Below are 13,231 nucleotides of genomic sequence, written 5' to 3' on the forward strand. Positions count from 1 at the left end.
CGAAGCGAGCTGTCAGCGTGGCAGCACGTCGTAGGTGATGCGCACGAGTCCGTCCTCGGGCGTCGCGTGGGTGCCGCGGAGCCGCAGGCGGACGTCGGCGTCGAGGTCGCCGAAGAGGCGGGCGCCCGAGCCGATGAGCACCGGCGCGACCGACACGGTGATCTCGTCGACGAGGCCAGCACCGAGGAACGCCTGGATGGTCCTGCCGCCGTCGATGTAGACGCGGCCGGCCCCGGCCTCGTCGAGCAGGGCGGCCGCCTCGTCGACCGACCCGGCGACCGTGATGCGGTCGTCCCCTGCCTCGAGCGTGGTGCTCAGCACGACGACGCGCTTGCCCTCGAACGGCCACTCACCGAAGCCGAGGACGGTGTCGTAGGTGGTGCGACCCATCACGAGGGTGTCGATCGTCGGGAAGAACGAATCCCAGTCGAGCGCCGGGTGCTTCCCCGGCGCATCCGCGGCATGCTCCCGCGGCTCGAGCTCCGTGAGCCAGCCGAGGTCGCCGTCGGGCCCCGCGATGAACCCGTCGAGGCTCACGCCGATGAAGACACAGCCGTGCCAGGAACGTTCACGAGTCATGAGGTTGATCCTGCCGTCCACCACCGACATCGCGCATCGGGCGGGGCACGTCAACCGGTCGCCCACCGGACCGCGGCGACGTAGGGTGATCTGATGCCCGAACACGCTCCCGAAGCATCCGACCCGTTCGTCCGCGTCCGGGGAGCCAACGAGAACAACCTCCGCAACGTGGACGTCGACGTACCGCGCGATGCGATCGTCGCCTTCACCGGTGTCTCCGGCTCGGGCAAGTCGTCGCTCGCGTTCGGCACCATCTTCACCGAGGCGCAGCGACGGTACCTCGAGTCCGTCGCCCCGTACGCCAGACGGTTGATCCAGCAGGGTCACGACCCGCACGTCGACTCGATCTCCGGCCTGCCACCGGCGGTCGCCCTGCAGCAGCGACGCGGCGCCCCCAGCTCGCGCTCCAGCGTCGGCACGGTGACGACCCTCTCGAACTCGCTCCGCATGCTCTTCTCGCGCGCCGGCACCTTCCCCGAGGGGTTCACGACCCGACTCGACTCGGACGCCTTCTCCCCCAACACCGCCGTCGGCGCCTGCCCGGAGTGCCACGGCATCGGCGTCGCACACACGGTCACCGAGGACTCCCTCGTGCCCGACCCCTCGCTGAGCATCCGCGAGGGCGCGATCGCCGCGTGGCCGGGCGCCTGGCAGGCGAAGAACCTCCGCGACATCACCATCGCCCTCGGATACGACGTCGACCGCCCCTGGCGGGAGCTCGACCAGGAGGACCGCGACTGGATCCTCTTCACCGAGGAGCAGCCGGTCGTGCAGATCACGCCGCAACGAGACCGCGTCGCGAAGCCGTACAACGGGATGTTCTGGAGCGCCAAGCAGTACGTCTTCCACACCCTCTCCGACTCGAAGAGTCAGATGATGCGGAACAAGGTGCTGCAGTTCGTGCGCTCGGGTCCGTGCCCGCTCTGCCACGGCACGGGACTCCGCCGCGAGGCGCTCGCGGTCACCTTCGCCGGCCGCACCATCGCCGAGCTCAACGCCTTGCCGATGACGGAGCTCGCCGAGGTCATCCGCCCCACCACGGAGCTGAAGGACGCGGCGCCCGCGCTCCCGACCACGCTCTCCGGCGAGCGCACCGACGTCGCCGTCGCCATCACGACCGATCTCCTCGCGCGCATCCGCGTGCTCACCGACCTCGGACTCGGCTACCTCGGGCTCGGGCGCGTGACGACGACGCTCTCCCCCGGCGAGATGCAACGGCTCCGGCTCGCGACCCAGCTGCGCTCCGGGCTCTTCGGCGTGGTCTACGTCCTCGACGAACCGTCAGCGGGTCTGCACCCGGCCGATGCGGAGCCCCTCCTCGAGGTGCTGGAGCAGCTGAAGCGCTCGGGCAACTCGGTCTACGTCGTCGAGCACAACATGGACGTCGTCCGGAACGCGGACTGGATCGTCGACGTCGGCCCCGGTGCAGGCGAGGGTGGCGGCGACGTGCTCTACAGCGGGGCCGTCGAGGGTCTCGCCGAGGTCGAGGCCTCGGCGACCCGTCCGTTCCTCTTCCCCGAACAGCACGGTCCGGCTCCCGAGCGTCGAGCACTCCGTGAGGCGCGCGACTGGCTCGAGGTGGAGGGCATCACGCTCCACAACCTCGCCGGCGTCGACGCCTCGATCCCCCTCGGGACCTTCGTCGCCGTCACCGGTGTCTCCGGTTCCGGCAAGTCGACCCTCGTGAGCCGGGTCCTCCGCGACGTCGTGCGCGATCACCTGCGGGCAGACGGTCGGGGTGCGGACGACGTCGCAGACGATGACGACGAGGTGCCCACCGATCCGGATGCGACCGAGGGTTCCGGCCTGGCGGAGGCGACGGTGCCGGACGGCCACGCGGACACGCTCACCGTCCGCCGGGCGCGAGGGCTCGAGCACGTGGACCGCCTCGTCCGGGTCGACCAGAAGCCCATCGGTCGAACGCCGCGGTCGAACCTCGCGACCTACACCGGATTGTTCGACGCCGTCCGCGCGGCTTTCGCCGCCACGGACCTCGCCCGCGAACGCGGCTACACGGCCGGCCGGTTCTCGTTCAACGTCGCGGGAGGCCGGTGCGAGACCTGCCTCGGTGAGGGCTTCGTGTCGGTCGAGCTGCTGTTCCTGCCCGGCAGCTACGGGAAGTGCCCGACCTGTGACGGCGCTCGGTACAACGCCGAGACCCTCGAGGTCACCTACGACGGGAAGTCGATCGCAGACGTCCTCGCACTCACCGTCGAGCAGGCGGCCGAGTTCCTCGCGGCCGTCCCGGCGGCGGCGCGCAGCCTCCGCACCCTGCTCGAGGTCGGCCTGGGATACCTGCGGCTCGGCCAGCCGGCCACCGAGCTGTCGGGCGGCGAGGCGCAGCGCATCAAGCTCGCGACGGAACTCCAGCGGGTGCGACGCGGTCACACCCTCTACCTCCTCGACGAGCCGACGACCGGCCTCCACCCGGCCGACGTCCGTCGTCTGCTGGCGCAGCTGAACGCGCTCGTCGACTCCGGTGACACCGTCGTCGTGGTCGAGCACGAGATGGACGTCGTCGCGGCGGCCGACTGGGTGATCGACCTCGGACCGTCCGGCGGCGACGCGGGTGGGCGCATCGTGGCCGCAGGCACCCCGGACGCCGTCGCCGCAGACCCCGACAGCCGCACCGCGCCCTACCTGGCGAAGCGACTGGCGATGCTCGGTGCCGCACCGTCACCGGAGGACGCGTCGGCGGGATGACATCCCGCCGACGCCGAGCGCCTAGCGTGGAGTCCATGCAGACGACCGATGCACACCGTGACCTCCGCGCCCAGCGCATCGCCGTCGTCGTCTGGGCGGTCGCCGCGACAGTGATGCTGGTGCTCGCTCCCATCGAGGAACTCATCTGGGCACCGCTCGCGATGACGGACGACTCCTACGGCCTCGAGGCGATCTACGGGGTGTTCACGCCCACCACCCTGGCCGTCGGGCTCGTCGGAGTCGCGATCGCGTTCCTGCTCGGTCTCACGGCCATCCTGGTGTTCACCTCCTTCGGGTGGCGCGGACGGCTCGGCACGCACTGGGTCCACGTCGCGACCCTCGGATCCATGCTCGTCTGGCTCGGTCTCCTCGCCATGTTCGTCGCCGGTTTCGGCGTCGGGAACACCGTGTCCGACGAGATCCCGCCGTACGTCGGCCGGTCGTCGTCGATCGGCGAACTGCTCCAGATGCTCGCACTCGTGGCGTTCCTGGCGACCGCCGTCGGTGCGATCTCCTCGCTGATCCTGATGTTCCGGTCGGCCGGGGTGGCCCGTCGCGCTTGGCAGGCCTCGCGATGAGCACCTATCCGACACCTGACGTGTAAGGTCACGGAGTATGACGCAGCCCGAATCCGCGTTCCTCTCCGTGACCTACGTGAGCACGTCCGCTGAACCGCTGACCCAGACCGCACTCGAAGCGATCCTCCGGCAGTCCCGCGACAACAACGGACGCTCGGGCCTCACCGGCATGCTCGCCGTGCGAGGCGACGACTTCTTCCAGGTGATCGAAGGGCCCCCTGCGGTCGTTCGCCATGTGCTGCAGCGGTTGCACGAGGACACCCGACACAGCGGGCTACGGGTCCTGGTCGAGGAGGAGATCGAGTACCGGCGGTTCCCCGACTGGACCATGCGCTGCGAGAACCTCGACGACTACCCGATCGATTCGATCCCCGGCTACCGGGCGTCGCACGAGGACGAATCGGACGCACGGCGCCATCGCATCCTGGACCTCGTTCGATGGTTCCAACACCGCGCCACCCGCGCCCTGGCCGAGCGTGGTCGCTCGGCGACGTCGCCGTCCTAGCCGCCGGCGAAGGGTGGGAGGACGTCGACGCGGGCGCCGAGCGGACGGGCGTCGTCGCGACTGACGACGCCGTCGACGAGGAACGAGCCTGAAGCGAGCACCTTGGCCATCGCGTCGCCGTAGCGCTCCAGCAGCACGGACTTCAGTTCACCCACCGTCGCGACCGCCGGCAAGGACTCCTCGGGGACGCCGGCGGCCTCCTCGGCAGCGGCGAAGTAGCGCACGAGCACCTGCAGGGTCGTCGTCTCAGCCACCGATCGCTCCCATGCTCCGCTCCGGACGGACGAAGTCGGGCGACGCGATGCGGTGCCCGGCCTGCTTGTGCCACATCGCCGCGCGCCAGCGGTCCGCGATCTCGACGTCCTCGACACCCGAACGCAACATGCCCCGGAGGTCGGTCTCGTCGTCGCCGAAGAGGCAGGAGCGGATCGTCCCCTCGGCCGTGAGCCGCGTGCGGTCGCAGTCGTCGCAGAACGAGCGCGTGACCGAGGCGATGATGCCGACCGTCGCCGGGCCGCCGTCGACGAGCCACTCCTCGGCGGGAGCGGACGGGTCCTCGCGATGCGGAGCCGTGAGCGTGAAGCGGGAGCCGAGGACGTCGAGCAATTCGGCCGCGTCGACCATGTTCTCGCGCACCCAGGCCTCGTCGGCGTCGAGCGGCATCTGCTCGATGAACCGGAGGCGGCAACCGTTCTCGATCGCCCAGGACAGGAGGGCGACCGCGCCGTCGAGCGTGTCGCGCATGAGGACGGCGTTGATCTTCAGCGGCGTCAGCCCGGCGCGCTTGGCGGCCTCGATGCCGGCCAGGACGGCGGGGAGGCGGTCGCGACGCGTGAGCCGCGCGAAATGGTCGCGGTCGACGGTGTCGAGGGAGATGTTGACGCGGGTGAGCCCGGCGGCCACGAGCTCGTCGACGCGCTTGTCGAGTCCGATGCCGTTCGTCGTCATGGAGATCGAGGCGTCGCCGGCGACAGCCGAGCTGCGGGCGATGATCTCCGCGAGGTCGGGGCGCATGAGCGGCTCGCCGCCCGTGAAGCGGATGTCGTGCACGCCGAGGTCGCGGACGGCGATCTCGACGAGGCGACCGATCTCGGTGGGCGTCAACAAATCGTCGCGAGCGATCGCCGGGAGACCCTGCTCGGGCATGCAGTACGTGCAGCGCAGGGAGCACTTCTCCGTGATCGACACCCGGAGGTCGCGGGCGACCCGGCCGAAGCGGTCGATGAGGCCGTCGACGTCGGGGCGCCCGGCAGCGTCCGGGATGTGCCTGAGCGGCGACCCGATGCGTGGGATTCCGAGCCCGACTGTGGTCATCCCCCCAGGGTACGGGGATGGACGGCCGACTCGCCCCTCTAGAGCCGCTTCGGGGAGGAACGCCCAGTGGGCGCGCGTAGCATGACGGACATGGAGCCCCGCCGCCGCACCCTGCTCGCCGGCGCGTCCGGCGTCGTCGCAGCCGTCGCCACCCTCGGCTCGGCCGAGGCCGTCGCGGCCTTCGTCGCCCCCGCGAGCTCGCCGCTGCTCGCTGTCGGCTCCCTCGTGATCGACCTCGTGCCCGGCTGGGTGAAGGACCTCGTCATCGCCCTGTTCGGCACCAACGACAAGCTCGTGCTGCTCATCGTGCTCGGCGTCCTGGTCGCGGCCCTCGCCGTCGGGATCGGGATCCTCGAGGAGCGTCGACCGGTGGTCGGCAGCATCGCGCTCGCGCTCGTCGGCGTCGTCGCAGTCGTCGCAACGATCACCCGCGCCGACGCGGGCCTCGACTGGGCGTTCCCGAGCGTCGTCGGTACCGCGGTCGGCATCCTCGTCCTGCGACTGCTCGTGACCCGGCTCCGCACCTGGGACGACGCGACGGTCGCGGACGAAGCCCGGCCGGTCGTCGGCGCCTCGCGGGCCGAACTCCCCCGGCGCTCCTTCCTCGTCCTGCTCGGCGGCACCGCGGTCGGCGCCCTCGTCGTCGGCGTCGGCGCGCGCGTCGCCTCGGCCGGAGCGGTCGCCGTGGAGACCATCCGGAAGGCGCTCAAGCTCCCGACGGCCGCCGTCGCCGCACCGCCGGTCCCGGCCGGAGCCGAACTCGGTATCGACGGACTCACCCCGGTCGTCTCCGCGAACGACTCCTTCTACCGCATCGACACCGCCCTCCAGGTGCCGAACATCGACCCCTCGACCTGGAGCCTCAAGATCACCGGCATGGTCGAGCAGGAGGTCGAGATCGGGTTCGAGGAACTCCTCGCCCTCCCACTCCAGGAGTCGATCATCACGCTGACCTGCGTCTCGAACCCCGTCGGCGGCGACCTCATCGGCAATGCGCTCTGGCTCGGGTATCCGATCCGCGAGTTGCTCGCCCGCGCGAAGCCCAAGGCCGGAGCCGACATGGTCCTGTCGCGGAGCATCGACGGGTTCACCGCCGGCACTCCGCTCGAGGTCCTGCAGGACGAGGACCGCGACAGCCTTCTCGCCGTCGGGATGAACGGACAACCCCTCCCCCTGCAGCACGGCTTCCCGGTGCGCATGGTCGTCCCGGGCCTGTACGGCTACGTCTCCGCCACGAAGTGGGTCGTCGAGCTGGAAGTGACCCGCTATGCGGACGCCCGGGCCTATTGGACCGACCGCGGTTGGTCCGAGCGCGGGCCCATCAAGACGGAGTCGCGCATCGACGTGCCGCGCAACGGTGGACGTGTCGCGGCGGGGAACGTCGCGATCGCCGGCGTCGCCTGGGCGCAGCACACGGGCGTGAACCGGGTCCAGGTCCGGATCGACGACGGCGACTGGCTCGACACGACGCTCGCGACCGCCATCTCCGACGACACCTGGGTGCAGTGGGTCCTCCAGTGGGACGCCCCGGCCGGCGACCACACCATCGCCGTGCGCGCGACCGATGCCGCCGGGAAGACGCAGAGCGAGACCCCCGTCGACGTCGTCCCCGACGGCGCGGAGGGCTGGCACACCATCTCCGTCGGCGTCGACTGACCCGAGATCATCACGATTCCGAACCGGGACACCACCGTGTCACCGGCGCGGAGTATCGTCACTCGGGCACGTCCCTCACGCTCCCGTCCGGCTGCGCCGCCGACCGGAGCACTGGTCTCGCGCCAGGCCCGCTCCACCTCTTCACCCGTCCGCGCGATGCCCCGCGCCGGACACGAACCGTCTAAGGACCTCACGTGGCCCTCCTCGCCCTCGCCCTCCGACACGCCAAGCCGTACGCGGCCTGGGTGGTCGCGGTGTTCGTGCTGCAGCTCGTCTCGACGATCGCAGCCCTCTACCTCCCCAGCCTGAACGCCCAGATCATCGACCAGGGCGTCTCCCGGGGCGACACGGACTTCATCTGGTCCACCGGCATAACCATGCTGCTCGTCTGCCTCGTCCAGGTGGCCGCAGCCATCGGCGGGGTCTACTTCGGCGCACGCACCGCCATGGCCATCGGCCGCGACCTGCGCCGGGAGTTCTACCGGAAGGTCGACTCGCTCGGCGCCCTCGAGATCGGCGGCTTCGGCAGCGCGACGCTCATCACGCGCGGCACGAACGACGTCCAGCAGGTCCAGATGCTCGTCCTCATGACCCTCAACTTCATGGTGTCCGCGCCCATCATGTGCGTCGGCGGCATCATCATGGCGCTCCGCGAGGACGCGGGGCTGTCGTGGCTCGTGTGGGTCTCCGTGCCGGTGCTGTTCATCATCGTCGGGTTCCTGGTCTACCTCCTCATGCCGCTGTTCCGCCAGATGCAGGACCGCATCGACGGCATCAACAGCGTGCTGCGCGAGCAGATCATCGGCATCCGCGTCGTCCGGGCGTTCGTCCGCGAGCCGTTCGAGTCGGAGCGGTACGACCGCGCGAACGAGGCGCTCACCCGGGTGTCGATCAAGGTCGGCAACATCTTCGTCCTCATGTTCCCGGTCATCATGATGGTCCTGCACCTGGCGACGGCTGCCGTGCTCTGGTTCGGGGGCCAGCGGGTGGACGCCGGACAGATGCAGATCGGTTCACTCACCGCGTTCCTCCAGTACCTGCTCCAGATCCTCACCTCGGTGATGATGGGCGTCTTCATGGTCATGATGATCCCTCGCGCGGTCGTGTGCGCCGAGCGCATCCAGAGCGTCCTCGACACCGAGCCGAGCCTCACCGTGCCGACGAGCACCGACATCCGCGTGCCGTCGGTCGGACGGGTCGAGTTCACCGGCGTCACCTTCGGCTACCCCGGCGCGGAGCGACCGGTCCTGTCGGACGTGACGTTCACGGCGGAGCCCGGCAAGACCACCGCGATCGTCGGCTCGACCGGCTCCGGCAAGACGACGCTCCTCTCGCTCATCCCGCGCCTCTACGACCCGCAGCAGGGCCACGTCACCATCGACGGCGTCCCCGTCTCGCAGCTCACCCGGCAGCAGATCGCCGGGGTCGTCGGGATCGTGCCGCAGAAGCCGTACCTGTTCTCGGGCACGATCGCCTCGAACCTCCGATTCGGACGTCCCGACGCCACCGACGACGAGCTGTGGAGCGCCCTCGACGTCGCGCAGGCTGAGGACTTCGTCCGCGCGAAGCCGAAGATGCTGAACGACGGCGTCGCCCAGGGTGGCACGAACGTCTCCGGCGGCCAGCGTCAGCGCCTGTGCATCGCCAGGGCCCTCGTCGCGAAGCCCCTGGTCTACCTCTTCGACGACTCGTTCTCGGCCCTCGACGTCGCCACCGACGCCCGACTCCGGGCAGCCCTCGGCGACAGCACCGCCGACGCGACCGTCATCATCGTCGCGCAGCGCATCGCGACGATCCGCGAGGCCGACCACATCATCGTCATGAACGACGGCGGCATCGTCGGCCGCGGCACCCACGACGAACTCCTGGAATCCAACGAGACGTATCGCGAGATCGTCCAATCGCAGCTCGCTGTGGAAGGGGTGGCGTGACCATGGCCCGTTCACCACGTGACAAGCGCTCCTCCGGCGCCTCGAAGGACACCGCTCAGGCTCCCGAGCTGAACGCGGTTGAGGAGGAGGCGCTCGCACCGGAGTTCACCCCGGGTGAGTCCGACGGCGACATGTTCGGCGGCACACCGTCGAAGAAGGCCGAGCAGTTCTGGCCCTCCGCGAAGCGACTCGTCGGTCTCCTCGCCCCCGAGAAGGTCAAGATGAGCATCGTCGTCGGACTCGTCGTGCTCTCGGTCGTGCTCACGGTCATCGCCCCGAAGATCCTCGGTCTCGCGATGGACGCGATCTTCAACGGCGTGATGGGGTCGCAGCTCCCGGCCGGCGCGACGCTCGACCAGGTCGTCGACCAGGCACGGGCAGCCGGCAACGACCAGTACGCGGACATGCTCGAGAAGTCGGACATCACCCCGGGTCAGGGCATCGACTTCACCCTGCTGGGCCGCCTGATCATCATCGTGCTCGGCATGTACATCGTCGCGTCGATCCTCAACTGGGCGCAGGGGTACATCCTCAACGGGCTCGTCATGCGCGTGGTCTACACGCTCCGCCGCGACATCGAGCGCAAGCTCAACCGCCTCCCCCTGAGCTACTTCGACACCCGTCAGCGCGGCGACCTCATGTCGCGCGTCACGAACGACGTCGACAACATCCAGACCGCCCTCCAACAGGCGTTCTCGCAACTCGTGCAGTCGGCCCTCACGGTGCTCGGCATCACGGCGATGATGTTCATCGTGTCGTGGCAGCTCGCACTCATCGCGCTGATCGCGCTGCCGTTGTCCGCGCTGATCGCCGGGGTCATCGGCTCCCGCTCGCAGAAGCTCTTCACCGCGCAGTGGAAGAACACCGGCTCGCTCAACGGGCACATCGAGGAGTCGTTCTCGGGCCTCGAGCTCGTGCGGGTCTTCGGTCGCGACAAGGAGATGCTCGCCGAGTTCGACGAGCGCAACGAGAAGCTCTACACGGCGGCGTTCGGCGCGCAGTTCGTGTCCGGCATGATCATGCCGGCGATGACCTTCGTGTCGTACCTGTCCTACGTGCTCATCGCCGTCGTGGGCGGCCTCCGGGTCGCCTCCGGCCAGATGACCCTCGGCGACGCGACCGCGTTCATCCAGTACTCGCGTGAGTTCTCGCAGCCGCTCAGCCAGATCGCCGGGATGGCGAACCAGCTGCAGTCGGGCGTCGCATCCGCCGAGCGCACCTTCGAGCTGCTCGACGCCGAGGAACAGGACCCGGAGACCGCGGACGCACACCTGCCCGAGCACACCGACGGCCACGTCGAGTTCGACGGCGTCTCCTTCAGCTACGACCCCGAGAAGCCGCTCATCGAGGATCTCTCCTTCTCCGCGCAGCCGGGTCAGACCGTCGCGATCGTCGGCCCGACCGGGGCCGGCAAGACGACCCTCGTGAACCTCGTCATGCGGTTCTACGAACTCACCGGCGGTCGCATCCTGCTCGACGGCGTCGACATCACCGCCCTGACCCGCGCCGAGCTGCGGTCGCAGGTCGGGATGGTGCTGCAGGACGCCTGGCTGTTCGAGGGGACGATCCGCGAGAACATCCGGTACGGCCGACTGGGCGCGAGCGACGCTGAGGTCGTCGAGGCGGCTGAGGCGACGATGGTCGACCGCTTCGTGCGGCAGCTGCCCGACGGGTACGACACCGTGCTCGACGCGGACGGCGGCAGCGTCTCGGCCGGTGAACGCCAGCTCATCACGATCGCCCGCGCGTTCATCGCGAAGCCGAAGCTGCTCATCCTCGACGAGGCGACGTCCTCCGTCGACACCCGGACGGAACTCCTCGTGCAACACGCGATGGCCGCACTGCGCTCCGACCGCACCTCGTTCGTCATCGCCCACCGCTTGTCGACCATCCGCGACGCGGACACGATCCTCGTCATGGAGAACGGACGGATCGTCGAACAAGGCTCGCACGCGCAGCTCCTCGAGGTCGACGGCGCGTACGCCGAGCTCTACCGCACGCAGTTCCGCGGCGGCGAGGAGCAGTCGGCGATCGACGAGGCAGCCGTCGCCAGCGGGTCCGACACGGCGCACGCACCACGCAGCTGATCCGACACCGACGCCACGACGGGCGGGCACTCGATTCCCGAGCGCCCGCCCGTCGGTTCAGCTGAGGGTGGTCGACCGCCAGGTGCCCTGATCGTTCACCCACAGTCGTCCGTTCCCCACGAGGATGTCGCCGGAGCGACCGCCGTACGGCCGCGCGAGCCCCATGTGGCGCGTGGAGAGGTAGCTCGTGTTCGGCTGCGCGTTCGCGTGCGCCGTGTTGGTCGTCTCCCAACGGTTGCCCTGCACCACCGAATGCCCGGTCGTGCCGAAGGTGTCGAGGCCGTACTCGCATTCGCGTCCCGTGTTGCCGATGATCGTCGCGCCACCGGTGCAGTTGCTCACGGCGACCGCCACCCGGATGCGGTCGATGCGGTTCCCCATGACCACGATCGAGCCGGCACCCTGATGGAGCACCCCGAACCCGTTGGAGGTCGCGGCCCCGGTGATGGAGTTGTCGGAGACCACCGCATCCTCGGCGAGATACGACACGACACCGCCCACCGAGCCCGATGCGAGCGTGACGGCGACGCGGTTGCCTGAGACGACGGGTTGTCTCGTCCGATCGAGCGCGATCCCGATCGGGCAGGTGCCGCCGGCGATGCGGACCACGTTTTCGGTGATGAGCGCGTCGACGGCACCGATGACGGTGGTCGAACCGCGGGGCGGTGTCGCCGCCTGGGCCATGATGCCCGCCGCCGCGACGCCGCGGATCTCGATGACGTTCCCGGAGACCACGGTTCCCTGCGCGTCGCGGTAGATCATCACCGGGCAGCGCTTCGGCCCCCAGGCGGACCCCTGGTCGTCGTCGGTCGTGCGTGTCCAGCGCACCGTGTTCGCGACCAGGGCGACGGATCGGGTGTCGATGACGGCGAGTCCCCACCAGGTCGCGTCGGACACGGTGTTGCCGGTCACGACGGTGTGGGCCATGCCCTCGACGGCGATGGACCGGCGGAACGGCCCGGTGACGACATTGCCCTCGATCGCGACCATCGAGTCGGCCCAGGACCCGGGGTCGACCGCGTAGTCGGGCAGGTTCTCGGCATGGATGCCGACCCGTGCGTCGGTGCCGGGGGCGGCCGAGACGATGTTGCCCACGATCGCCGATCGCGCACCCCAGACGGTGATGCCGTCGCCGCGATCCTCGCCCGCGGAGGAGGCGGAGCCTCGCCCTCCGCCCGAGCCGACGATGTTCAGGACATGGCACGCGGAGATGACGACGCCCTCGAACTCGCCTGACGGTTGCACGGCGATGCCGTTCTGGAACCCGTCGACGATGACGCCGTCGATCAGGACCTCGCTCGCCCAGATGCTGATCCCGGTGTTGCGCTCACCCGTGCTCGACGCCGGCGGGCCCGCGTAGCTGACCCGGACACCGGTCACCGAGCTGCCCGACACGATGAGCTTCAGCGCCGGGGCCGCCTCGACACCTCCGACGAACCGCAGCTCGCCGCGCCCGCGGAGATGGACGCGACGGTCGATCCTGATCGTCGCGTCCACGGCGATGACGTCGCCGCCGCGGACGATCACGGTACTGCCGGCCGGGACGGCCGCGAACCAGGCGAGGACCGCAGTGGTGCTGACGGAGGCGCCGGTCGGGTCGATTCCGGGACCTTCGAGCACGAGTTCGACGGGCGGGGCGGCCTGGGCGTCCGCGCTCCCGGTCGGCGCCGACGGCGCGGGGTCGGGGTCGGGTGGTGACGACGGGGCCTCGGGGTCCGGATCGGGATCGGGCTCGGGCTCGGGCTCGACGGCCGTCGGTTCGGGTTCCGGGGTCGGGTCGGCTCCCGCTCCGGTCCTCCGCCACCGAGCTGTCCCGTCGCGTCGTGATGTCTTGTCCACAATCCATACAGTACAGAAGCATGAGGTACAAAAGCATCT

10 protein-coding genes are annotated in these 13,231 nt (G+C 69.8%); 6 read left to right on the forward strand and 4 right to left on the reverse strand.

Annotated features, from left to right (window positions below):
- Positions 1 to 12: 12 nt before the first annotated feature.
- Positions 13 to 579 carry a dihydrofolate reductase family protein gene (locus ITJ62_RS04895; RefSeq protein WP_194599915.1) on the reverse strand — a complete coding sequence of 189 codons (567 nt, stop codon included), beginning with the start codon at positions 577 to 579 and terminating at the stop codon, positions 13 to 15.
- A 93-nt stretch (positions 580 to 672) separates the two neighbouring features.
- On the opposite strand from ITJ62_RS04895, the gene ITJ62_RS04900 reads away from it, so the two are divergent.
- The 3 genes from ITJ62_RS04900 to ITJ62_RS04910 are packed head-to-tail and all read left to right on the forward strand — an operon-like array spanning position 673 to position 4,365.
- Positions 673 to 3,282, forward strand: a complete 2,610-nt coding sequence (locus tag ITJ62_RS04900; protein WP_194599916.1) for an excinuclease ABC subunit UvrA — start codon at positions 673 to 675, stop codon at positions 3,280 to 3,282.
- A 35-nt stretch (positions 3,283 to 3,317) separates the two neighbouring features.
- Positions 3,318 to 3,860 carry a hypothetical protein gene (locus ITJ62_RS04905; protein WP_194599917.1) on the forward strand — a complete coding sequence of 181 codons (543 nt, stop codon included), beginning with the start codon at positions 3,318 to 3,320 and terminating at the stop codon, positions 3,858 to 3,860.
- A 37-nt stretch (positions 3,861 to 3,897) separates the two neighbouring features.
- Complete coding sequence (locus ITJ62_RS04910) at positions 3,898 to 4,365, forward strand: BLUF domain-containing protein (RefSeq protein WP_194599918.1); 468 nt, start codon at positions 3,898 to 3,900, stop codon at positions 4,363 to 4,365.
- On the opposite strand, the gene ITJ62_RS04915 is transcribed toward ITJ62_RS04910, so the two are convergent.
- The gene (locus tag ITJ62_RS04915) at positions 4,362 to 4,619 is read right to left on the reverse strand and encodes a MoaD/ThiS family protein (protein ID WP_064293945.1); all 258 of its coding nucleotides are present in this window, start codon (positions 4,617 to 4,619) and stop codon (positions 4,362 to 4,364) included. The genes ITJ62_RS04910 and ITJ62_RS04915 overlap by 4 nt on opposite strands.
- A complete protein-coding gene (gene moaA / locus ITJ62_RS04920; RefSeq protein WP_064293946.1) occupies positions 4,612 to 5,679 on the reverse strand; it encodes a GTP 3',8-cyclase MoaA in 1,068 nt (355 codons plus the stop codon). Before moaA ends, ITJ62_RS04915 begins: the two co-directional genes overlap by 8 nt.
- Positions 5,680 to 5,769: 90 nt before the next feature.
- On the opposite strand from moaA, the gene ITJ62_RS04925 reads away from it, so the two are divergent.
- The 3 genes from ITJ62_RS04925 to ITJ62_RS04935 all read left to right on the forward strand — a co-directional run bounded on the left by ITJ62_RS04925 (position 5,770) and on the right by ITJ62_RS04935 (position 11,353).
- A complete protein-coding gene (locus ITJ62_RS04925; RefSeq protein WP_194599919.1) occupies positions 5,770 to 7,335 on the forward strand; it encodes a molybdopterin-dependent oxidoreductase in 1,566 nt (521 codons plus the stop codon).
- Positions 7,336 to 7,529: 194 nt separating this feature from the next.
- Positions 7,530 to 9,266, forward strand: a complete 1,737-nt coding sequence (locus ITJ62_RS04930; protein WP_194599920.1) for an ABC transporter ATP-binding protein — start codon at positions 7,530 to 7,532, stop codon at positions 9,264 to 9,266.
- A 2-nt stretch (positions 9,267 to 9,268) separates the two neighbouring features.
- On the forward strand, positions 9,269 to 11,353 hold the full coding sequence (locus tag ITJ62_RS04935) for an ABC transporter ATP-binding protein (protein WP_370581822.1): 2,085 nt from the start codon (positions 9,269 to 9,271) through the stop codon (positions 11,351 to 11,353).
- Between the two features lie 57 nt (positions 11,354 to 11,410).
- Here ITJ62_RS04935 and ITJ62_RS19290 read toward each other — a convergent pair whose 3' ends face one another.
- Positions 11,411 to 13,192, reverse strand: a complete 1,782-nt coding sequence (locus tag ITJ62_RS19290; protein ID WP_194599921.1) for a right-handed parallel beta-helix repeat-containing protein — start codon at positions 13,190 to 13,192, stop codon at positions 11,411 to 11,413.
- Positions 13,193 to 13,231 lie beyond the last annotated feature (39 nt).

Source organism: Plantibacter sp. VKM Ac-2876 (assembly GCF_015350715.1).
Taxonomy (GTDB): domain Bacteria; phylum Actinomycetota; class Actinomycetes; order Actinomycetales; family Microbacteriaceae; genus Plantibacter; species Plantibacter auratus.

Excerpts from the sequence above, each read along its gene's own strand:
- ITJ62_RS04895 (WP_194599915.1), bottom strand. The coding sequence starts at position 579 with ATGACTCGTGAACGTTCCTGGCACGGCTGTGTCTTCATCGGCGTGAGC.
- ITJ62_RS04900 (WP_194599916.1), top strand. The coding sequence starts at position 673 with ATGCCCGAACACGCTCCCGAAGCATCCGACCCGTTCGTCCGCGTCCGG.
- ITJ62_RS04905 (WP_194599917.1), top strand. The coding sequence starts at position 3,318 with ATGCAGACGACCGATGCACACCGTGACCTCCGCGCCCAGCGCATCGCC.
- ITJ62_RS04910 (WP_194599918.1), top strand. The coding sequence starts at position 3,898 with ATGACGCAGCCCGAATCCGCGTTCCTCTCCGTGACCTACGTGAGCACG.
- moaA (WP_064293946.1), bottom strand. The coding sequence starts at position 5,679 with ATGACCACAGTCGGGCTCGGAATCCCACGCATCGGGTCGCCGCTCAGG.
- ITJ62_RS04925 (WP_194599919.1), top strand. The coding sequence starts at position 5,770 with ATGGAGCCCCGCCGCCGCACCCTGCTCGCCGGCGCGTCCGGCGTCGTC.
- ITJ62_RS04935 (WP_370581822.1), top strand. The coding sequence starts at position 9,269 with ATGGCCCGTTCACCACGTGACAAGCGCTCCTCCGGCGCCTCGAAGGAC.